Below are 20,356 nucleotides of genomic sequence, written 5' to 3'. Positions count from 1 at the left end.
CAGGCCGCCCGCCCGAGGGCCGGACGGACGACGGACGGACGACCCCTCCGGCGGTTCGGGGGCCGGTGTGTCCGGGCGGTCGGATGGCTCCCTACCGTGGTCAGCGGCGCAGCAGGAGGGAAGTGACTCGGAGCCGGCCGCTGTGGATCCAGACGTCGGAGTATTCGACGGGCCGGTCGTCGGCGAGGTAGGTGACTTGCTGGAGGTACTGGACCGGGTCGCCCTCCGTGAGGTCGAGGGAGACGGCGACGTCGGTACTGGCGGCCTCGGCGCCGAAGGTGCGGCGGGCGGTGGCGATCTTCAGCCCGTAGGTGCCTTCGAGGACGCCGAAGAGGCTGGCGGAGGTGAAGTCGACCTCCTCGATGCCGGGCGCGAGGTCGGTGCGCACGAAGTTGAACAGCAGGGCGACCGGCCCTTGGTCGGTGCGCCGGACTCGTACCAGGCGCAGGACAGGGGTGTCCGGGGTCACGTCCAGCAGGGCGGCGACCGGCTTGGGCGGCGCGATCAGAGCGCACTCGCGTACCGTCGTCGTGGTCACCACGCCTTGGTCGGCGAAGTCCTCGGACAGGGTGCTCAGCTTCTGCGCGATGGCGGGTTCGATCGTTGTCGAGGTCACGAAGGTGCCCCGGCCGCGGACCTGGCGCAGCAGGCCCTCCTTGATCAGCGTGGTCAGCGCCCTGCGCAGTGTGCCGCGGCTGACCCCGAACTCCTGGGCCAGCTCCGGCTCGCTCTTGAGGCGGTAGTGCGGCGGCCACTCGCCACTGGCGATCCGCAGCCGGATGTGCTCCGAGATCTGGACGTGGATCGCCGTGGGGACGTCCCGTTTGATGCCGGGGAGCTCGCCTTTGTCGGCCGTCACCGTGGTCGCATCTCCTTCTTTCTGCTCTCACCGGGGGCGGGTGTCGCTCCGGTGCGGAAGCCGTACCCCGGCCGCGGCGGGCGGCTGGGGTACGGCGGTGGCGGGCGGTCAGTAGCTGGCGGTGGACGCGTCGCCGGAGTCGGTGATGATCGCCAGGCCGGCGCTGGTCCCGAGGAGGGAGGCGCCCGCCCGCAGGAGCTCCAAGCCCTGGCTGTAGCTCTTGATCGAGCCGGATGCCTTCACCCGGACCCCTTCCCGTGCCCGGTCAACAAGGTAACGAACGCTGGTGGGATTCGCAGTCTCGATCTGGCCGCTGCTGGCGTTCTTCAAGAAGGACGCCCCCGCCTCCATGGCGAGTTCGACCGCGGCCTCCTTCTCGGCGTCGGTCAGCAGAGGCAGTTCCAGCATGACCTTGACGGGCAGGCCACAGGCGCGAACGACGCCCGCGATGTCCTCGCGGAAGTCGTCGTAGCGGCCGCTCTTGAGCCAGCCGACCTGCACGCCGATGTCGAGCTGGTCGGCGCCGAGACGGGCGATCTCGGCGGCCTCGGCGGCCTTTCCGGCGCTGGTCATGACGCCGACGGTCGGGAAGTCCAGGGCGGAGGCCACCTCGACGCCGGTGCCCTTCAGTTCGGCGACGACGACCGGCAGCCAGGAGGCGGGAACCATCGCCGCGTTGAAGCCGTGGGTGACGGCTTCCTGGGCGTGGGCGATCATCTCGTTGCGCGTCGCGTCCGGGTCGATCTTGGTGTGCTGGATGAAGGGCGCCAACTCGGCCGGGCTGAGGTTGAGTTCGGCGGGATTGACGGTGGTCTCGGACACGGGGTGATCTCCCTTGGGTGGGCGGGGGCGGCAGGAGCCCGGCGGATCGGCCGCCGGCCTTCTTCCTTGGCTGCCGCCACGGGTTGACGATGGTGTCGGCGCGCGCGTGCGGGCCGGCGCGGCTCAGACCTTGGAGGCGTACTGCTCCGGGACGACGACGCCATCGCCGCCGAACCAGCGGGGCGCGTCGACGCCGCAGTAGAGGCCGATGTTTCCCCAGGGCTCGAAGGCTCCGGTGCGCACGACCACTTTGGCGTCGCGGGCGAGGTCGCCGAGGACCTCGGCGTGCGGGCGGGTGGTGAACTCGGCGCCGGCGAAGCGCTCGTACAGCCAGGAGTCGAGGCGGGGGTTGTGGCTCGGGACGTCCTCGGCGCGGACCACGCCTTCGACGACCAGTTCGTCGGCGATCAGGCCCAGGACGGTGCGCAGGTCGGGCAGGTTCTCGGCGAGGGCCAGATCGATGCGGTGCGCGTCGCGCGGCACGGGGAAGCCCGCGTCGACGACGAGCAGCAGGTCGGTGTGGCCGAGGGTGGCAAGGGCTGCGCTGAGTTGGGCGTTGAGGATGCCGGAGCGCTTCATGGTGGGTTCCTTTCGAGTGGGGCCTGAGAGGGAACGGCGGGTGTGTGGGGCGGGCGGGATCAGGCCGCGGCCGGTGCCGCTCCGGTGGCGAGGGTCATCACGGATTCTTCGGTGGCGTCGGCGGAGTCGACGACGGCCACCAGGCGGCCTTCGCTCATCACCGCGATGCGGTCGGTCAGGGTGAGTAGTTCGGGCAGGTCGGAGGAGGAGCAGAGGATCGCCAGGCCCTTGTCGGCGAGCGCGGTGAGCTGGGCGTAGATCTCGGTCTTGGCGCCGATGTCCACGCCGCGGGTGGGCTCGTCGAGGATGAGCACGCCCGGGTTGATGGCGAGCCAGCGGCCGAGGACGGCCTTCTGCTGGTTGCCGCCGGACAGGCTGGTGATGGGCTGGGTCATGGTGGCGGTCTTGACCCGCAGCCGCTGGGCCTGATCGGTGGCGGCGGCGTCGAAGGCGCGGCGGCGGATCAGGCCGAGCCGGCTGTACGCCTTGGTGGTGAGGGCGCCGACGTTCTCGCCGACGCTCATCGTGGTCAGCAGACCCTGGGCGCGTCGCTCGCCGGGGACGAACGCCAGACGGCGTTCGACGCTGGCTATGGGGTTGCGCCGTCGGTAGGGCTCGCCGAGCAGTTCCACGGTGCCGCCGGTGCCCGGGTCCGAGCCGAAGAGGTTGTGGAGCAGTTCGACGCGGCCGGAGTCGGGGAGGCCGGCGACGCCGAGGATCTCCCCGGGGCGCAGGCTGAAGGAGACGTCCGTGTGTCGTTTGCCGCTCAGTCCGCGGACGGTGAGGGCCGGTTCGGCGGCGGGCGTGGCGGTGGCCCCGGCGCGGCGGGTGAACTGGCCCAGTTCGCGGCCGACCATGGCGGCGACGGCCTGGTCGGGTGTTGTGTCCCGGCTGCGCCAGGAGGCGACGTGGCCGCCGTCGCGCAGAACCTGGATGTGGTCGGCGAGTCGGAAGACCTCCGGCATGCGGTGGGAGACGTAGAGCATGGTCGTCCCGGCGGTCCTGAGCTTGCCCATGAGGGCGAACAGGCGGTCGGCCTCGGCGGGGGTGAGCATGGCCGTGGGTTCGTCCAGGATCAGGACACGGCACCCGCGGGCGAGGGAGCGGGCCACCACGATGAGCTGCTGGGTGGCCAGGTCCAGAGTGCGCACGGAGGCGTTGGGGTCCAGATGGAGGTCGAGTTCGGCGAGGAGTTCGGTGGTGCGCTCCCGCATGCGGCGCTGGGAGGGGAACCAGCGGTTGCCGGGTTCGACGCCGCTGAGGACGTTCTCGGCGACTGTGCGGTCGGGCAGCAGCGACAGTTCCTGGGGGACGATGGCCACGCCGTGCCGGCTGAGCATGGAGGCCGGTTCGAAGGAGGTGACCTCCTCGCCGAAGACGGTGACGCTGCCCTCGCTGGGCGGCTGGAGGCCGGCCAGGATCTTGAGCAGGGTCGACTTGCCGGCGCCGTTCTCCCCGAGGAGGGCGGTGATGTCACCGGCGGGGACGTCGAAGGAGACGTCGTGCAGGGCGCGGATCGGACCGAAGTTGCGGGTGAGACCGCGGATCTGGACGGCCAGGCCGCCGGCGCCCGGGGCCTCGGTGCGGTCCGGGCCACCCGGGGAGGCGTCGTGGGGTGCGCGGGTCATCAGTCCTCCACGGTCGCGTCGGCGAGGTTGCCGGGGGTGACGAACTGGGCGCCGGTGTCCACGCCCTTGATCTCGGTGCCGTCGGTGAGGAAGTCGTGCAGCACCTTGACGGCCTGGTAGCCCTGCTCGGTCGGATTCTGGCTGATGCTGAAGTTCAGGACGCCGCGCTCGATGTACTCGGCGGTCTGGGTGAGCAGGTCGAAGCCGCCCATGGTGATGTTGTCGGCCTTGCCGGACTGGGCCACCCACTTGGCGGCGGCCGTGGTGGAGCAGCAGTCGAGGCCGGCGACGGCGACGACGTCGGACTGGCCGGACATGGTGGACTCGACGGTGTTGTAGGCGCTGTTGGGCTCGTTGCCGACGTTGACCGGGCCGACGATCTTCAGTCCGCTGCCGTCCAGGCCCTCCTTGAAGCCGTTGAAGCGGTCGTGCGACCAGCCGGCGCCGGTGTCGACGGAGAAGACCACGACGGACTTGCCGTTGACGTCGCCTGTGAGGTCCTTGCGCAGCTGCTCGGCCTGGGCCTTGCCGGAGCCCTTGAGGTCCTGCCCGACGAAACCCATCTGCTCGGAGTCGGGGTTGTCGGTGTTGAAGGAGATGATCGGGATGCCCGCCTTGTACGCCTGGCTGATGACGGGCTTGAGGGCGTCGCTGGAGGCGGAGGAGACGGCAAGGCCGTCGACGGCCTTCTGCTGGATGAGCGTCTGGATCTCGGAGACCTGCTTGGCGGCGTCGCCGCCGGTGGGGCCGATGAGGGCGACGTCGGCGCCCAGCTCCTTGCCGGCCTTCTTCATGCCGGCGCCGATCGGCGTGGCGAAGGCGAGGGACGGGTCGTGGTAGCTGAGCTTGATACGCATCGGCTTGTCGTCGTCGAGCCGCTGCTGGATGTACGGGGCGAGCGTGAAGGAGCCGTCGCCGGAGCCGCCGGAGCCGCTGTCGGCGGAGGTGACGGCGCCACACGCGGTGAGACAGAGGGCCGCGGCGGCGGCGGTGGCGGCGGTGAGGCTTCTGAGGAGAGTGCGCGGGGACATGAGGGCTCCTTCGTCGGGTCCGTGGGTCTGGTAGGAGGCGGGGGAGGAAGGGCCGGTGGGGCGGCGGTGGTGGGGCGGTTTGAGCCGCGGGTGGGGCCGGTGCACCGGCTTCCGCGGGGGTGTATGGGTGCGGGGCGGCGTGGGTCAGGCGCGGGTCTTGCGCTTGCGCTGCCAGGTGTCGGCCGCGACGGCGGCGACGATGACGAGACCGGTGACGACGGTCTGCCAGAAGGACGAGATGCCCTTGATGTTGAGGATGTTCTGGAGGAGGCCGATGAAGGCGACGCCGATGACGGTGCCCCACATCGTTCCGGAGCCGCCGAAGAGGGCGGCTCCGCCGATGATGACGGCCGAGATGACGGTGAGTTCCAGGCCCTGCCCGGTCACGCCCTGCACGTAGGAGAGGAAGGACAGGCCGAGGACGCCGGCGAGGCCCGCGGTGAAACCGGACAGGACGAAGGCGGTCAGCTTGACCCGCTTGACGTTGACGCCGACGAGCCGGGCGGCCTCCTGGTTGCCGCCGACCGCGTAGGTGTTGAAGCCGAAGCGGGAGCGGGCCAGCACCACGACACCGAGGGCGGCGACTGCGGCGAAGAAGACGAACTGCATGGGCACGAGGCCGAACAGCCGTCCCTGGCCCAGCAGGTTGAACTCGGCGACGCCGGGCTGGGAGGAGCTCAGCGAGATCGGGGCGCCGTCGGAGATGAGCAGGGCGATGCCGCGGAAGACGCTGAGCGTGCCGAGGGTGACGATGAAGGACGGGACGCCGAGGACCACCACGGCCAAGCCGTTGAGGAGTCCGGCGAGGACGCCGACCGCCAGGCCGACGAACATGGCCGCGGGCCAGCTCCAGCCGTCCGAGATGAGCATGCCGGTGGAAATCGCGGACAGTGCGTAGGTGGAGCCGACCGAGAGGTCGATCTCACCGTTGAGGATGACGAAGGTCGCCCCGACGGCCATGATGCCGATCTGTGCGATCTGCTGGCCCACCGAGAGGAGGTTGTCGGACTGGGCGAAGGTCGGCGAGAGCACGGTGCCCAGGAGGAAGAGCAGGACGAGCGCGGCGAAGACGCCGGCCTCCCGGGCGTGCAGCAGTCTGCGCAGCGCGAGCGGGGACTGCCGGGTGCTCGCGTCGGACGACGGTGCCGCAGTGGCGGGCGGCTTGGTGGTGGTCGAGGTCACGAGGCACTTCCAATCAGGGCGTTCAGCTGGGCTCTGGTGGGCAGGGCGGGGATGACGCCCGGGATCGACACGGTGTGCGAGCCCGCGACCGCGGCGAACTCCACGGCGCGGTCGACGGGCCGGCCCTCGGCCAGGGCGACGGCGAAGGCGGCGGTGAAGGAGTCCCCGGCGCCCGTGGTGTCCACGACCGTCCGGGCCGGATGCGGGGGCACCGTGGTGACGCCGCTGTCCTGGGCGACCAGCGCGCCCTCGCCGCCCCGGGTGATGACGACGGTGCCGCCGGTGCGCCCGTGCAGCGCGCGGGCCAGGTCCTCGTCACCGAGCCCGTGTCCCTCGTCGAGGCCGAGGAGGACGGGGGCCTCCGTCTGGTTGGGCGTGAGCACGTTGACGAGGGGCCAGCACTCATCGGGCAGCGGCCGGGCGGGGGCCGGGTTCAACAGGGTGCGGGTGCCGCTCTCGTGTCCGGCGCGGAGGGCGGCGACGACGGCTTCCTCGGGGATCTCCATGGAGACGACGAGGATGTCGGCGGAGGCGATCTCGGCACGGAAGGCGTCGACGGCGGCGGCGCCCAGCTCGTCCAAGGCCCCGGGGGCGATGGCGATGCGGTTCTCCCCGGACGGCTCGACCAGGATGAAACCGACCATGGTGGGCGCCGTGGCGGTGACCACGTGTTCGGCGCTCACCCCTTCGCGCCGCCACAGCTCGCGCGCGGAGCGGCCGAACTCGTCGTCGCCGACGGCGGTGAGGAGCGTGACCTCCGCGCCCAGGCGGGCGGCGCCGACGGCCTGGTTGCTGCCCTTCCCGCCGGCGCCCGAGTCGAAGAGGCCGCCCGAGACGGTCTCACCGGCTGCGGGCGCCTTGGGGACCCGCATGGTGAGGCCGGCTCCGTAACTTCCGACAACCGCGATCTTCATCGGCACACGCCTTTGTGTATGGACAACCATGGACAAGCGAGATCGTAGGTATAGGGATGTCCATAGTCAATGGTCGGGCGTGCAGGGAATGTCGGGCATGAGGCACTCAGCCCCCGGGCCCCTCCGCCGACGGTGAATCAGCAGCTCAGGAATCGCCGTCGCCCCACCTGTACGCCGCTCGGCCGCCCGCCGAGGTCTTCGCAGAGCAGCTACGCTCGCTGCAACAGTCCGGTGTTGCAACGACTGGTTGAACTCGCCCAGTCCGCTCACGGAAGTTCGTGTCCGTTCTCGCACGTCACGACCTGATCGGCTCCATGGGCCGGGCCGGGCCGGGTCGGTGCGGCCGGCAACAACGCGGCGATGGAGAGCTTCTTCGCGCTGCTGCAGAAGAACGTCCTCGACCGCCGTACCTGGGCCACCCGCCAGGAGCTGCGGATCGCGATCGTCACCTGGATCGTCTGCCAGGCCGTCGTCATCGCCACCGGCGTCATCCAGGACGGCGGCCGCGAAGTCGTCGGCGTCACGGTCGGCGACAACGAGACCGAAGTCTTCTGGGCCCCGTTCCTGTGTCACCTGCGGGAACGCGGCCCGAGTGGCGTCCGCCCGGTCATTTCCGACAGCCACAGCGGTCTGGTCAAAGCGATCCGCACGGTCATGCTCGGCGCCGCCTGGCAGCGCTGCCGGGTCCACTTGGTCCGCGTTACCCAAACGATTGGCGCAATCGTTTGGGTGGAGCATACTGGCCACCAGGGAGCGTCCGGCTACGGCAACGGGGAGGCTTGATGAGGTGGTTGGGCAGACGGCGCGAAACAACGCCGGTGTCCTCTGAGTTCATCGCGGCGCTGCGGGAGAGCAGCGAGACTGCGGAGCTGATCGGGCGTCAGGGCAACGCGGAGCTGGCGGCGGAACGGTACGGCGGACTGGTTGCGGAAGCGGAACGCGTTCTGGGCCGGCGAAATACGGATACCTTGGCGTTGCGACACCAACTGGCACACTGGACCGGTGAGTCAGGTCGGGGCAAAGCCGCAGTCCAGCTGTTCACGGATTTGTTGGCCGACCGGGGCTCCAGGGGCCGTGCCATCCGGACACCGAACTGGCCCGGCACCAACTCGCTCACTGGCACGGGCGGTCGGGCCGGCCGCAGGAGGCGGTGCGCCGCTACGAGGCCATGCGCCGGTCCACCGAGCGGGAGAACCGTAGCGAGACCGCCCTCACCCTGCTGTGCGAGGTGGGGTACTGGCAGCAGAAGAGCCGGGGACAACGCGGCGGCGCTGCGTGTGTTCTCCCAGATGCTGCAGACCGCGCAACGGGAGCTCGGCCCGGGCCACCAGCTGGTCGGCATCGCACGTCAGCGCTACGCCGAGGTCGCCGGCGTACTGCCGTTCGGCAATGAGGGCGGCCGCGAGGGGCTGCGGGACTTTTTCGCGACGGCCGCCGCGGTCGAGGCCGCCGGAGACTTCCCGCGCGCCGTCCGGATGTACGGGGAGATAGCCGCACGGTTCGAGGAGCTCGACGGTCCGGCCGGCTCCGAGACCCTCTCCGCGCACGTCGCGCAGGCCAAAGCGGCGGTGCGGGCGGAGGACTACGCGACGGCTGTCGGCTGTTTCGACCGGGTACTCGCGTGCATGGAGCTCCAGGGGCAGCTGCCGGGCTCGTCGATGTATGACACCGTGCGCGGGCAGCGCGACGAACTCGCCCGTGCAGCCGGCCGCACGGTACTGCGCATCGCGCAACGGACCGCGACGCTGCTGGGGGAGGCGGTACAGGCGGCGCCGGATGCGGCATGCGCGGTGCTGGCACGCGAGGCCGGCGCAACCGACACGACCCGCCTTACGGTCGTCGACGACGGCGCGGACGACCCGGCAGGACACGCGTGGACAGCGGGGCAGTGGGGCGATGTGCTGCGGTATTTGGCCGGGCAGGGGTATGAGGCGACGGCCCTGTGCTTCGCCCGTGCCGACCGGCGGCCAGCACCCGAAGAGGCCTCTGTATGCGCGGAGTTGGGACTGCCGGGTGTCTACGTGTCCCGCTTGAGTGACGAGCACGTAGAGGTCGAGGTGTTCGTCTTCGGGGAGGGCGGGCCGGAGAAGGCGCGGTTTGTCGTGGTGAAGGACAACCAGGACCAGCGGCTCACGACGAGTGACCTGGATGCGCGGAAGGCGACGTCTGCGGGAACCGCGGGTGTGGGCAGGATCGCGGTGCACCCCCAGGCCGTGGCCCTGGGTGGCTGGCGGGAGATGGAGCGGGCGCGGCCCGCGGCCGGTACGGACCGGCCGCGGGCTTTCGGCACGTACGAGGTGCTGGAGTGTGTCGGCGAGGGCGGCTTCGGGCGGGTCTACCTGTGCCAGGACGCTGACGGGCTGATGGTCGCGGTCAAGACGCTGCACGCGCACCTCGCGGCGGCTCCCCCGATCAAGCGGGGCTTCGCCGACGAGGTGCGGGCGGCCCAGCGGGTCGACGGACGGTTCACCGTGCCGGTGATCGCAGCGGACACCGGCGGTGCGACCCCGTGGATGGCGGTGCCGTACGTGGCCGCCCCTTCGCTGCAGGAACTCGTCGAGCACTGCGGCCGGCTGGAGGCCGACCTGGTGCGCACGCTGGGAGCGGGCATCGCCCTCGCCCTGAGCGCCATTCATATCGAGGGCATCGTGCACCTTGATCTCAAGCCGGCCAACGTACTGCTGACCGAGGACGGCCCACGCGTGATCGACTTCGGTATCGCCCAGATCGAACGGCTCACCGGACCCAGGCGTGGCTTCGCCGGCACCTACGCCTACGCCTCCCCCGAGCAACTGCGTGAGCAGCCCACCTTCACACCCGCGAGCGATGTCTTCTCCCTGGGCACCGTCCTTGCCCGCCTCGCCCTGGGGCGCAGCCCCTGGGGCCGGGACACGCCGTCCGTGGTCGCGAACATCCGGGCCGGCACACCCGATCTCGCCGGGCTGCCGAAGGACCTCATGCAGGTGGTCCGGTCATGCCTTCAGCCCGATCCGGACCAGCGGCCGACGGCCACCGCCGTGGCCGAGACACTGGTTCCGGGAGCCGGCGACGGCAGGATCGACCCGCCGCCGCTGCCGGAACAGGCGCGGGCTCTGGTCACGGAGCACGCCACCATGCCTGCCACACGCCATCACGAGACGCTCGCCCACACTCGAGCTCATGCTGCTGAAGACACCGCCTGGGCCGCGCTGCGGGCTTCCCCCGCGGTCGACGCCACAGCCACGGCCACAGCGTCCTCTCGCGATCCGGCCGTGCAGCCCGCCGAGCAGGGTGAGTGACTTCGTCGAGTCATAGCCGACGTCGAGGTGCACGCAGATGCAGTCGGGTAGCAGCCCAATTCCGGCCAGTGGATCCGGAGCATGGAGAGCTGTAAAGATACTCTCGTCGCGAATGCCCTGCCCTTGGAGGCCGCCGCCGAGCATGCCGGCGCGGCTACCCGGCCGCGGGTCCTGAGGCCGGCCTGCCGAACCCCTTGCCCCAATGGCGGTCGTGCGTATCAAGGAGGGGCTAGGTGGAAGTGCGGTCCGGCAGGGCGGGCCGCGTCGCGTTTTCCAGCCATCGCCAGGAGCATGCGGGCCACCCCGTTCCGCCGTGCGGGACGGGGTGGAACTGCCGGAATCACCGAGGGCGCGCGGTGTGATGAAGCGCGCTGGCCAGTCGCCGGGCACCAACAGTACGGTCTCGGCGGTTGCGGGTTCGCTTCACGCGCTTCACCGCCCGCCGAGGCCACCCGTACCCGCACGGTCGCGCAGGTACGGGCGCCGAGCGGCGCGAGGGGTCACGGCACCAGGATCTGCTCTGCGGACTCCACCCGGACGATGTCCGAATTGTTCAGCTCCATTTCGTAGGCGGTCTGCGCCCATTCCTGTCGTGGGACGGCGCGTAGCGCCACGGGCATGCTCCGTCGTGACCGCAGTTCCTGCCCGCTCGTAGCTATCGGGTGATGAGTGCGTCGGTGCGTCGAAGAGCCGCCGACCACGGTGACGCCGCAGATCGGTCCATGCGCCTGCGGGCGACGTTCTCAGCTCAGTGCGGGCCCGATGGGAGCGCCGCTGGAAGCACGGGTGACGAGCCCGGGGCGCAGGCGCTGCGAGGTGGCGGGTTCACCGGCGATGCGGTGCAGGAGTTGGCGTACGGCCGCGCGACCGAGTTCGGTCATGGGTGAGTGGACGCTGGTCAACGGTATGGGCAGTTCGGCGGCGAGAGGGGTGTCGTTGAAGCCGACCAGGGCGAAGTCGCTGCCGGGGCGCAGGCCCAGGTCGCGGGCGGCGCCCATGGCGCCGAGGGCGGCGAGGTCGTTGACTGCGAAGAGCGCGGTGGGCCTGCCGGCGGGCGCGAGCAGCTCCTTCGCGGCCCGACGTCCGCCGGGGATGTCGAAGGAACAGTGGCGCACCTGGTGGCCCGGGACCGGCAGGCCGGCCGCACGGTAGCGGTCCAGGAAGCCTGCCGCGCGGTCGGTTCCGGTGCTGGCGAACGGTTCTCCGGCGATCACCGCGACCCGGCGGTGCCCCAGTCCCAGCAGGTGTTCAGCCGCCATCCGCCCGCCCAGGAAGTCGTCGCAGGTCACGGCGGGATGATCCCCGTCCGTGCGGCGGTTGACCAGGACGTACGGGACGCGTCGCAACGCGGGGTCGGCCAGCACAGCGCCGTCGAGATGAGCGTCACCGATGATCAGCCCGTCCACCCGGCGTCCCAGCACCATTGCGATCCGCTCCCGCTGCACGGCGGGATCGTCGCGGGTGTTGGTCACGAAGACCGACAGCCCGTGTGCAGCCGCCTCCTCCTCCACACCCTCGTAGATGGTGGCCACCACGATCTCCGACAGACGCGGAAAGAGCACACCCACCAGGTTGCTGCGCCGGGTACGCAGACTGGTGGCGTGCGGATTGGGCCGGTAACCCAACTCCCGGGCAAGGGACCGAATGCGCTGCGCCGTCTCCCCGGACGCCGCCCGGCCCTGCACGTCCGCCTTGCCGTTGAGGACCCGCGACACCGTCGAGACATGCAGCCCCAGCCGCTCTGCGATCCCCTGCAACGTGACCGGCTCGTTCGTACCCGTCGTAGCGCCACCCATCTCATCCACGGTCCCATTGTGGCCGAGTCCGCCATAGCCCCTGACGTGTGCGCACGCAGGACCCTCTCACCGCCAGGAGCGGCCTGTCAGCCGAGCTCCGGCTGACCTGGGGTCTGTCCAGTCAACGGCTGATCTTGGTTGCTGATTGACAGTAGCCTGGGAGGGGGGAGGCGCCCTTCGAAGGCGCTCTGGAAGGCGTTCAGAGGCGCCTTCCAGCGCATCGTCCAGCGGCGCCGGCCCTTGCCGGTCGGGTCCAGGCTCATCAGCGCCATGTAGACGCACTTCAACGCGGCGGCCTCCGTCGGGAAGTGGCCGCGGGCCCGGACCGCCTTAGCATCCAGCCTGCCGTGTCCGTGTTCGTACCCGCGTCCTGGAACAGGGTGGGAATCCAGGTCAGGGCCGCGTAGTAGCTCATGCTCTGGAGGCCCATGAGCGCGGTCACGGCCCAGGCGACGGGATCGTGCGTCAGGGCGCGGACGGAGGGTTCACCGGCATCGGAGGGGGCGTCGGCGACATCATGCGTGCGGGGATCGCGGACGGGGGCGGGCCGTAACCGCGGGACGAGGGCGGCGAAGGCGATGAGGGCGGGAACGGCCCACATTCCCAGAGCGGGTCGCCAGCCGCCGCTTCGTCAGCTGCTGGAGCAGCCCGCCCTCGCCGGTCAGCTGCAGGCTCTCGGCCTGAGCCCGGCCCACGAGCTTGTCGATCAGCCGGTCGTTTACAGCTTCGCCGGCACCACCTCGGACGGTTCGACGGTCTCGGCCTGTGTCACGTCGTTGCTGGTCATCGATGCATCTTCCATGATCGGGAGTTACACCGAACGTTTTACAGTCCCCACCGGCGCCGTGCCCGAAGAAGCGGCCGAGCCGGTCTGGACCGGCGTCGGCCGGCACATCGCCCGCGACGGCGGCTGACGGCCCACACCAGCTGGCACGGCCAAACGCACCGGCCCGGGCTCTGCCGCAGTGCGGGGTCCTGTGGGCCGTTCACGAGCTGAACGCACCGCTGCAGAAGGCCTCGTCGCATGCCAGAGCCCGGTAGGTGACCCCTTCCCAGCCGTTGAGCCGGTCGCCCAGGCGGGTCCCCGCCTCCTCCCGCAGATACGCGCGGACCGCGTTGCTGCCGCTGCTATGCAGCAGGTCGGTGAGCTGCCGGCGGATGCCGCTCACGGTGCGGTTGGCCTGGATGGCAAAGAGCCTGGCCAGACCAAACAGGGCGAAGTGGTGGCGGGTTCGGGTTTTCCCGACCCAGGACGCATGCCCAGGCACGGGGAAGGCGGACCGTCTGCGGCCGGGCACGTCAGAACAGAAAACGCAACGGCCCTGTGCGAGCGGTGCTGCTCCCGGCGGACGGATGCCGGGCCCTGACGGGTGTCGGGTGGCGGCGGGCCAGGCCCCGGGCCAAAGCGACGACCGTCCCGGTGTTCCAGGCAGGGTCCGGCGGCCGTCTCCTGCCGCCGGAGCGGCGGGCGGGCTACTGGTCGGGGTGGACGGCTTGGACGCCGGTGCCCGCGTACGCCTTCGGCGTCAGGGTGAGAAGGTACCGCCCGGCGGGATGCGTGGCGGAGGGGCGGGCGGCGTGGATGGCCTGGACGGCGGCCCAGGAGTGCCCGAAGCGCAGCAGTTCGGTGGCGGTGACCGCGGCGTCAGTGTCGAACGCCTCGATCCGGATGAACCGTAGCCCCTTGATGTAGCCCAGCAGCCCAGGGCGTTCGGCGTCACCGGCCGTCAGGGCCAGCACCGGCGCATACAGATCACCGAGTCCTCCGGAGGCCTGGACGTAGAACGCGGCGACCGCCTCGTTGAACGGGTCCTTCGGGTCGTACAACGCTCCCGCGGTCGTGTGGTCCAGGACGACCGCGATCCCCGCCACTACGCGGCCGCCCGCGGACCGTGCGCGCTGCCGCCGAGGCGCTCCAGCAGAGCCCGGGCCTTCGCCTCGGCCTCAGGACTCGGCGCGCTGCCGAGCGCGGAGGCAAGCTCGGAGCGGGCCAGCTCGGCCCGCTCCGCGTACTCCGCCTGCGTCGACGTGCTCCGCGCGAGGTCCTCGACCAGGCTTCGGATGGTGGTGCCATGCTCGGCGGCCAGCAGGGCGAGCCGGTCCCGCGCGGCCGTGCATCGCCGCGAAGCGGCCCACGCATCTTCCTGCCTGGTACCGCAGATCCTCCGCGGCCTCCCACAGCACCGTTTGGATGGTCGCTCAGGCCTTCGACTCCGACGAGGACGACCAGCCGGTCATGCGGGCCGACCCGGAGATCGTCACCGCGGCGGTGCTGGCCGTTCTGGGAGCGTTCGAGGACTTGGTGCAGACGCTGGGTGACTACTACGGCAAGGACACTTCCCGGCCCGGACTCGTCGACCTGATCGGCTCGATCGAAGGCGCTCCGAGTGTTGCAGACATTGCGGCGCGGGCGGAGCAACTGGCTGGCGAAGAGATCTCATGCCCGCCGCCGGGGCTGCCGGTCCAACCCTCCTCAGGCCGCAAGGGGTTCAGGGGCAAGGGCGCCGGGCGCCGCCGTGGCGCTCCGGCGCGGGACGTCACCCCGGCCACCGCTGTACGAAGCCAGGGAGAAGGGGAGACCGTCATGCGCGCCGCTGTTCATGTCCGTCTGCCACCATCAGCCGGTGGACTACCCGAACGACCAGGCACCTGGCGCACCGATCCGCTCCGGCATCCCGGAGCACGGCCGAATCCCCAAGTACTACGCCGTCAAGGCGCATGTCTCCCTTCTCCTCGACGATTTGGGCGAAGGGGGGTTGCTGCCCACCGAGCGGGACCTCGCCCTGCGGTACGAGGTGTCCAGGGAGACCGTGCGTCAGGCGCTGCGCGAACTGCTGCTGGAAGGCCGGGTGCGGCGGCAGGGGCGGGGCACCGTGGTGGCCGGACCCAAACTCGAACAGCCGCTCTCGCTGGCCAGTTACACCGAAGGGGTGCGACGCCAGGGCCGCACGCCGGGCCGCCATCTCATCGGGCTCGAACAGTTCCCCTGCCCCGCCGCCCTGACCGCGGAGATCGGTGTCCCGCAGGGTGAGCCCGTCTGGCACCTGGAACGCGTCCTGCTCGCCGACGACGAGCGGGTGGGCCTGGAGAGCACCTACGTCTCCGTGGCACGGGTGCCCGGCCTCGGTGAGGAGTTCGACCCCGACTCCTCCTTCTACGCCTATCTCCACGACCGGCTCGGCGTCTCCTTCGGGGACGCGGACGAGCGGATCGAGACCGTCCTCGCCACGCCCCGTGAGGCCCTGCTGATCGGTACCCCTCCCGCCCTCCCGATGCTGCTCCTGCACCGCCTCTCCCGGGACACCGGGGGAAGTCCGCTGGAACGGGTACGGACGCTCTTCCGGGGGGACCGGTTCTCCTTCACCACCCATCTGGGGCGCCGGGACGGGTGACCCGCACCGCCCGCCCGCCCGCGTGCCGGCAGGGCGGGCCACGAATCCCGTACGATAACGGATAGGTAACGGGTCTGGTCCAACCTTGCGGCGCGGTTCACCCTTCCGTCGCCTCGTGGACTCGTGCGGGCCACCCGCCGCCAGGAGTGTTGCCGCTGTGAGAGTCATCATCGTAGGAGCCGGCGTGGTGGGAACCATGCACGCCTGGCACGCAGTCGAACGCGGCCACGAGGTCGTACAGATCGAGCGTGAAAGCGAGGCACGCGGGGCATCCCTCCGTAACTTCGGACAGATATGGGTGAGCGGGCGGGCCGGCGGTGAGGAACTGGAGACGGCCCTGCGGGCCCGCGAGCAGTGGGAGTCCATCGGGCAGCGGGTGCCGGACCTCGGCTTCCGTCCCTGCGGATCGCTCACCCCGCTCCGCACCGAGCTGGAGATCGCCGTGGCCGAGGCCGCCGTGGGCCGACCCGACGCGGCGGCCCGGGGTTACAAGCTGCTCACCGCCACCGAGGCCCGAGCCGTGAACCCCGCCCTTCGCGGCGCCTTCACCGCGGCCCTGTGGTGCGAGCGGGATGCCGCCGTCGAACCGCGCACCGCGCAACTCGCCCTCAAGAAAGCCCTGCTGGCCACGGGCCGGTACACCTTCCTCGGCGGCCGCGAGGTGCGTGAGGTGGTCGGCACCGCGTCCGTACGCGACGACCACGGCGACGTCCACACCGCCGACACGGTCGTCCTCGCCACCGGGGCCTGGCTCGGCGGCCTCGTCCGCGAACTGGTGGGCCCCGGCCTGCCCGTCCGGCGCGTCCGCCTGCAGATGATGCAGACCGACCCCCTTGGCGAACCGCTCACCACCTCCGTGGCCGACGCCGACAGCTTCCGCTACTACCCGGCCTACGCCGGTGAGGCACTGGACGCACTCAACTCCCGGCAGGCGCAGACGCCGACCGCCGCCACCCACCGGATGCAGCTGCTCATGGTCCAGCGACACGACGGCGGGCTGACCATCGGCGACACCCACGCGTACGAGCACCCCTTCGACTTCGACACCGTGGAGGAGCCGTACGAGCACCTCGCCGGCGTCGTCGAGTCCTTCCTCGGCCGGCCGCTGCCGCGCATCCGCCGCCGGTGGGCCGGGGTCTACGCCCAGTGCACCGACACCGGCCGCGTCGTCCACCGCCAGCGGGTGCGCGACGGGGTCTGGCTGGTCACGGGGCCGGGCGGGCGGGGCATGACCTGCTCGCCCGCCATCGCCGAAACGACCGCTGACGAACTGGGCTGGTGACGAAGATGGCTTCGACAGACGACACCAGGATGACCCTCGTCGTCCTGGACATGGCCGGCACGACCGTCGCCGACGGAGGACTCGTCGAGGAGGCGTTCTCCGCCGCCGTGCAACGGCTCGGTGTCACCCCCGGATCGGCCGAGTACACATCCCAGCTCGCCTATGTGCGGGCCACGATGGGCGAGTCCAAGATCTCCGTTTTCCGCCACCTGTTCGGTGACGAGGAGACGGCCCGACGCGCCAACAGCGCCTTCGAGGACGCGTACGGCGCACTCGTCGACGACGACCGCATCGCCCCGCTGCCCGGCGCGCGGGAGGCCGTGGAACGGCTCACCGGCGAGGGCCGCACCGTCGTCCTGACCACAGGATTCGCCCGCCCCACCCAGGACGCCATCCTCGGCGCGCTGGGCTGGCGCGACCTTGTCCCGCTGACTCTCTGCCCCGCCGACGCGGGCGGGCGCGGGCGCCCCTACCCGGACATGGTGCTGGCGGCCTTCCTGCGCACGGGCGCCGCCGACGGCGTCCGGCAGGTCGTCGTGGCGGGGGACACCTCGTTCGACATGCTCAGCGGCGTACGTTCCGGGGCGGGGATCGTCGCGGGCGTCCTCACCGGTGCCCACGACGAGGACCAGCTCACCCGGAGCGGTGCCACGCACATCCTCGGTTCGGTGGCCGAGCTGCCCGACCTCGTCGCCCGGGTGGAATCATGAGCGGCGCGGCGCCCTCCGGCATCCGCTTCGACCAGGTAACCGTCGCCTACGACGGCAACGTCGTCCTCGACCGGCTCGACCTCACCGTCGAACCCGGTGAGGTCATGGCGCTCCTCGGCCCCTCGGGCTCCGGGAAGACCACCGCGCTACGGGCCGTCGCCGGATTCGTGCGACCCTCCTCCGGGCGGGTGTGCCTCGGCGGCCGGGACGTCACCGCCCTGCCGCCGCATCGGCGGGGCATCGGCATGGTGGTCCAGCAGTACGCACTCTTCCCGCACATGAGGGTCCGGGAGAACGTCGCCTTCGGGCTCAGGGCCCGCAAGGTGGCCAGGACCGAGATCGCGGACCGGGTCACCGAGGCCCTCGGACTCGTCGGCATGGCCGCGTACGCCGACCGCCACCCGCGTGAGCTGTCCGGCGGACAGCAGCAGCGCGTCGCCATCGCCCGCGCCCTCGCCATCCGCCCCGGGGTGCTGCTGCTCGACGAACCGCTCTCCGCGCTCGACGCCCGGCTCCGCTCCGGGATGCTGGCCGAACTGGCCCGTCTGCACCGCGAGCTGCCGGACGTCTCGATCCTCTACGTCACCCACGACCAGGTCGAGGCGCTCACCCTGGCCGACCGGATCGCGGTCATGGACCGGGCGCGGCTCCAGGACTGCGACACCCCGCAGGCGCTCTACCGGCGCCCGCGCACCGAGTTCACCGCCTCGTTCGTCGGCAACGCCAACCTGCTGCCGGTGACGGCCGGGGCCCGGCCGGGAACCATCGACTTCGCGGGACACCCGCTCACGGTCACCACCGGCCCGGCAGCGGCCGGCGCCGCCGCGACCCTCTGCGTCCGACCGCACCTGGTCGGCCTGGGCGCCGGCCCCAACGCCCTCACCGGCACACTCGCCGAGGTCCAGTGGCGCGGCTCCACGCATCGGCTGTTCGTCGACACCGGCGGCCACCGCGTCAAGGCGGACGTACGCGAACTGCGCGAGCCACCAGCAGTCGGGGACACGGTCACCCTGCACTTCGCGCCCGAGGACGCGGTCCTGCTCCCGGCCGGGGCGGGCGGCGGAACACACGCGGCGATACAGCCGGGTCCCGTCGCGGCCTCCCACTTCGCCGGGGGCTCCGATGCCTAGTGCCTCCGCCACCACCGGTGCGGCGACGGTCCGGAAGGTTCCGCTCACGAGCGGCGGCCCGCCGACCGAGGGAGCCCAGGACCCGCCGACCACCCCCACGGCCGGCCGCGGCCCCCGGCGGGTCCCGGCGGTTCTCTGGACCCTGCCGCCCGTCGTCGCCCTCACGCTGGCCTTCCTCTACCCGCTGGCCCTCGTCGTCCAGCAGTCCGTCACCCCGGACGAGGGCGGCACCTCCCTCGCCCCCTACACAGAGGTCCTCGCCTCCGCATCCTTCCGCTCGGCACTCACCACGACCGTCTGGCTCGCCGCAGGCTCCACGGCGGGCTGCCTCGTCCTGGGCTTCGTCCTGGCGCTGGTGATCGCCTTCGTCCCGTTCCCCGGCGCGCGAGCCGTCGCCAGGTTCATCGACGTCTTCCTCTCCTTCCCATCCTTCCTGATCACGCTCGCCCTGCTGTTCGTCTACGGAACCGTCGGCATGGCCAACGGCATCTGGACGGACGTCACCGGAGCGGCGGACGGACCGTTCCACTTCCTCACCACCCGCTGGGGCGTGCTGCTCGCCGAGATCACCTACTTCACCCCGTTCGTGATGCGCCCCCTACTCGCCGCCTTCTCCCAACTGGACACCGGGCAACTGGAGGTGGCGTCCTCCCTCGGGGCCGGACCGCTCCGCGTCGTCCGCCGGGTGATCCTGCCCGAGGCGCTCCCGGCGCTTGCGACGGGCGGCAGCCTGGTCCTGGTGATGTGCCTCAACGAATTCGGGATCGTGCTGTTCACCGGCGCGAAGGGCGTCACGACCCTGCCGATGCTCGTCTACAGCAAGGCGATCCTCGAGTCGGACTACCCGGCGGCCTGCGTCGTCGCCGTCGTCAACATCGCCCTCTCCGTGGGGCTGTACAGCCTCTACCGGGTGGTGAGCCGCCGTGCTGGTGCATAGCCGTGCCGGGAGGTGGGCCGCGTGGGCCCTCTTCCTCGTCCTGTTCGTACTCCTGTTCGCGGTGCCGCTGGCCGTGGTCGCGGCAGCGTCCTTGGCCACGAACTGGTCCGGCGCCTTCCCCTCCGGCCCCACCGGCGCCCACTACGCCGCCGCCACCGGTGACGACTCCCTTCAGGCCCTGGGCACCAGCCTGGTGACCGCGCTGGCGGCGAGCCTGCTCGCCCTCACCGTCGGAAGCTGGGCCGCTCTCGCCGCGACAGCCCTGCGCAGACGAGGGCAGCGGCTCCTGGACGCGCTCTTCGTGCTGCCGGTCGCCGTACCGTCCGTCGTCGTCGGTCTGTCGGTACTGGTCGCCTTCAGCCGGCCGCCGGTCCTCCTTAACGGAACGCGCTGGATCGTCATCCTCGCGCACACCGTTCTTGTCACCGCGTTCGCCTACCAGTCGGTCTCGGCCGCGATCGTACGTCTCGACCCGATGTACGAGCAGGCGGCGGCCGGGCTGGGCGCCCGCCCCTCGTACGTCCTGTGGCGGATCAGGCTGCCGCTGCTGCTGCCCTCGCTCACCGCGGCGGCAGGACTCTGCTTCGCGCTGTCCATGGGCGAGCTCAGCGCCACGATGATGCTGTACCCGCCCGACTGGACACCCCTGCCTGTGCGGATCTTCGCCGCCACGGACCGCGGTTCGCTGTTCACCGGTGCGGCGGTCGCCGTCGTCCTCATGGCGACGACGCTCCTCGTACTGCTCGGTGTCTCCCGGATCCGGACCAGAGCGTCCTACCGCTGATCCGCCGGCCCCCGTAACCCCCGAACGAGTTC

The 20,356-nt window shown here is 71.1% G+C and carries 18 protein-coding genes and 3 pseudogenes; 10 read left to right on the top strand and 11 right to left on the bottom strand.

All coding sequences use genetic code 11. The annotated features are described in order from the left end of the window. Positions 1–100: 100 nt before the first annotated feature. From ACH4VO_RS29090 to ACH4VO_RS29060, 7 genes are all read right to left on the bottom strand, one after another. On the bottom strand, positions 101–859 hold the full coding sequence (locus ACH4VO_RS29090) for a GntR family transcriptional regulator (protein ID WP_360994783.1): 759 nt from the start codon (positions 857–859) through the stop codon (positions 101–103). 108 nt (positions 860–967) lie between these two features. Next, positions 968–1,681: a deoxyribose-phosphate aldolase gene (gene deoC, locus ACH4VO_RS29085; protein ID WP_360994780.1), complete on the bottom strand. Its 714-nt coding sequence runs from the start codon at positions 1,679–1,681 to the stop codon at positions 968–970. Positions 1,682–1,804: 123 nt separating this feature from the next. Next, a complete protein-coding gene (gene rbsD, locus ACH4VO_RS29080) occupies positions 1,805–2,260 on the bottom strand; it encodes a D-ribose pyranase (RefSeq protein WP_360994776.1) in 456 nt (151 codons plus the stop codon). Positions 2,261–2,319: 59 nt separating this feature from the next. Then, positions 2,320–3,888 (bottom strand): sugar ABC transporter ATP-binding protein, encoded by a 1,569-nt coding sequence (locus tag ACH4VO_RS29075; protein WP_360994773.1) that lies wholly within the window; start codon positions 3,886–3,888, stop codon positions 2,320–2,322. After that, the gene (locus tag ACH4VO_RS29070; RefSeq protein WP_360994770.1) at positions 3,888–4,919 is read right to left on the bottom strand and encodes a substrate-binding domain-containing protein; all 1,032 of its coding nucleotides are present in this window, start codon (positions 4,917–4,919) and stop codon (positions 3,888–3,890) included. The genes ACH4VO_RS29075 and ACH4VO_RS29070 overlap by 1 nt, the downstream gene beginning before the upstream one ends. Before the next feature lie 144 nt (positions 4,920–5,063). Beyond that, entirely contained in the window at positions 5,064–6,101 is a 1,038-nt protein-coding gene (locus ACH4VO_RS29065) for an ABC transporter permease (RefSeq protein ID WP_360994767.1), read from the bottom strand. After that, complete coding sequence (locus tag ACH4VO_RS29060) at positions 6,098–7,015, bottom strand: ribokinase (protein ID WP_360994764.1); 918 nt, start codon at positions 7,013–7,015, stop codon at positions 6,098–6,100. Before ACH4VO_RS29060 ends, ACH4VO_RS29065 begins: the two co-directional genes overlap by 4 nt. Positions 7,016–7,278: 263 nt before the next feature. Between ACH4VO_RS29060 and ACH4VO_RS29055 the strand changes: the two are divergent. The 3 genes and pseudogenes from ACH4VO_RS29055 to ACH4VO_RS29045 form a co-directional block, all read left to right on the top strand. Then, a pseudogene (locus tag ACH4VO_RS29055) lies at positions 7,279–7,471 on the top strand (IS3 family transposase); the annotation flags it as partial. After that, positions 7,469–7,714, top strand: a pseudogene (locus ACH4VO_RS29050) (transposase); the annotation flags it as partial. The pseudogenes ACH4VO_RS29055 and ACH4VO_RS29050, both read left to right, overlap by 3 nt. Positions 7,715–8,304: 590 nt before the next feature. After that, positions 8,305–10,293 (top strand): serine/threonine-protein kinase, encoded by a 1,989-nt coding sequence (locus ACH4VO_RS29045; protein WP_360994761.1) that lies wholly within the window; start codon positions 8,305–8,307, stop codon positions 10,291–10,293. A gap of 743 nt (positions 10,294–11,036) precedes the next feature. Here the strand turns inward: ACH4VO_RS29045 and ACH4VO_RS29040 are convergent. Both ACH4VO_RS29040 and ACH4VO_RS29035 read right to left on the bottom strand, forming a co-directional pair. Then, positions 11,037–12,089, bottom strand: coding sequence for a LacI family DNA-binding transcriptional regulator (locus tag ACH4VO_RS29040; RefSeq protein WP_360994990.1), 1,053 nt, complete (start codon positions 12,087–12,089; stop codon positions 11,037–11,039). A 164-nt stretch (positions 12,090–12,253) separates the two neighbouring features. Next, positions 12,254–12,421, bottom strand: a pseudogene (locus ACH4VO_RS29035) (IS256 family transposase); the annotation flags it as partial. A 246-nt stretch (positions 12,422–12,667) separates the two neighbouring features. Here ACH4VO_RS29035 and ACH4VO_RS29030 point away from each other — a divergent pair. Continuing rightward, positions 12,668–13,003 carry a hypothetical protein gene (locus ACH4VO_RS29030; RefSeq protein WP_360994759.1) on the top strand — a complete coding sequence of 112 codons (336 nt, stop codon included), beginning with the start codon at positions 12,668–12,670 and terminating at the stop codon, positions 13,001–13,003. A gap of 72 nt (positions 13,004–13,075) precedes the next feature. Here the strand turns inward: ACH4VO_RS29030 and ACH4VO_RS29025 are convergent, their stop codons facing one another. Beyond that, positions 13,076–13,258: a hypothetical protein gene (locus ACH4VO_RS29025; protein ID WP_360994756.1), complete on the bottom strand. Its 183-nt coding sequence runs from the start codon at positions 13,256–13,258 to the stop codon at positions 13,076–13,078. Positions 13,259–13,562: 304 nt separating this feature from the next. Next, entirely contained in the window at positions 13,563–13,961 is a 399-nt protein-coding gene (locus ACH4VO_RS29020; RefSeq protein ID WP_360994753.1) for a hypothetical protein, read from the bottom strand. Positions 13,962–14,713: 752 nt separating this feature from the next. Here ACH4VO_RS29020 and ACH4VO_RS29015 point away from each other — a divergent pair. The 6 genes from ACH4VO_RS29015 (at position 14,714) to ACH4VO_RS28990 (ending at position 20,324) form a co-directional block, all read left to right on the top strand. Then, entirely contained in the window at positions 14,714–15,481 is a 768-nt protein-coding gene (locus ACH4VO_RS29015) for a GntR family transcriptional regulator (protein WP_360994750.1), read from the top strand. Between the two features lie 157 nt (positions 15,482–15,638). Then, positions 15,639–16,763, top strand: a complete 1,125-nt coding sequence (locus ACH4VO_RS29010) for a TIGR03364 family FAD-dependent oxidoreductase (protein WP_360994748.1) — start codon at positions 15,639–15,641, stop codon at positions 16,761–16,763. A gap of 5 nt (positions 16,764–16,768) precedes the next feature. Next, entirely contained in the window at positions 16,769–17,473 is a 705-nt protein-coding gene (locus tag ACH4VO_RS29005; protein ID WP_360994745.1) for a phosphonatase-like hydrolase, read from the top strand. After that, positions 17,470–18,603, top strand: a complete 1,134-nt coding sequence (locus tag ACH4VO_RS29000; protein WP_360994742.1) for an ABC transporter ATP-binding protein — start codon at positions 17,470–17,472, stop codon at positions 18,601–18,603. Before ACH4VO_RS29005 ends, ACH4VO_RS29000 begins: the two co-directional genes overlap by 4 nt. Next, on the top strand, positions 18,596–19,540 hold the full coding sequence (locus tag ACH4VO_RS28995) for a 2-aminoethylphosphonate ABC transporter permease subunit (RefSeq protein ID WP_360994740.1): 945 nt from the start codon (positions 18,596–18,598) through the stop codon (positions 19,538–19,540). The genes ACH4VO_RS29000 and ACH4VO_RS28995 overlap by 8 nt, the downstream gene beginning before the upstream one ends. Next, positions 19,527–20,324, top strand: coding sequence for an ABC transporter permease subunit (locus ACH4VO_RS28990; RefSeq protein WP_360994737.1), 798 nt, complete (start codon positions 19,527–19,529; stop codon positions 20,322–20,324). Before ACH4VO_RS28995 ends, ACH4VO_RS28990 begins: the two co-directional genes overlap by 14 nt. Positions 20,325–20,356 lie beyond the last annotated feature (32 nt).

This window comes from Streptomyces sp. NPDC020780 (genome assembly GCF_044334475.1).
Taxonomy (GTDB): Bacteria; Actinomycetota; Actinomycetes; order Streptomycetales; family Streptomycetaceae; genus Streptomyces.
This window is presented reverse-complemented; position numbering and strand designations above follow the sequence as displayed.

Bases quoted from the DNA above. Each gene is read 5' to 3' on its own strand.
- rbsD (WP_360994776.1), bottom strand. From the start codon at position 2,260: ATGAAGCGCTCCGGCATCCTCAACGCCCAACTCAGCGCAGCCCTTGCC.
- ACH4VO_RS29075 (WP_360994773.1), bottom strand. From the start codon at position 3,888: ATGACCCGCGCACCCCACGACGCCTCCCCGGGTGGCCCGGACCGCACC.
- ACH4VO_RS29070 (WP_360994770.1), bottom strand. From the start codon at position 4,919: ATGTCCCCGCGCACTCTCCTCAGAAGCCTCACCGCCGCCACCGCCGCC.
- ACH4VO_RS29060 (WP_360994764.1), bottom strand. From the start codon at position 7,015: ATGAAGATCGCGGTTGTCGGAAGTTACGGAGCCGGCCTCACCATGCGG.
- ACH4VO_RS29045 (WP_360994761.1), top strand. From the start codon at position 8,305: ATGCTGCAGACCGCGCAACGGGAGCTCGGCCCGGGCCACCAGCTGGTC.
- ACH4VO_RS29040 (WP_360994990.1), bottom strand. From the start codon at position 12,089: ATGGGTGGCGCTACGACGGGTACGAACGAGCCGGTCACGTTGCAGGGG.
- ACH4VO_RS29030 (WP_360994759.1), top strand. From the start codon at position 12,668: ATGAGGGCGGGAACGGCCCACATTCCCAGAGCGGGTCGCCAGCCGCCG.
- ACH4VO_RS29005 (WP_360994745.1), top strand. From the start codon at position 16,769: ATGGCTTCGACAGACGACACCAGGATGACCCTCGTCGTCCTGGACATG.
- ACH4VO_RS29000 (WP_360994742.1), top strand. From the start codon at position 17,470: ATGAGCGGCGCGGCGCCCTCCGGCATCCGCTTCGACCAGGTAACCGTC.
- ACH4VO_RS28995 (WP_360994740.1), top strand. From the start codon at position 18,596: ATGCCTAGTGCCTCCGCCACCACCGGTGCGGCGACGGTCCGGAAGGTT.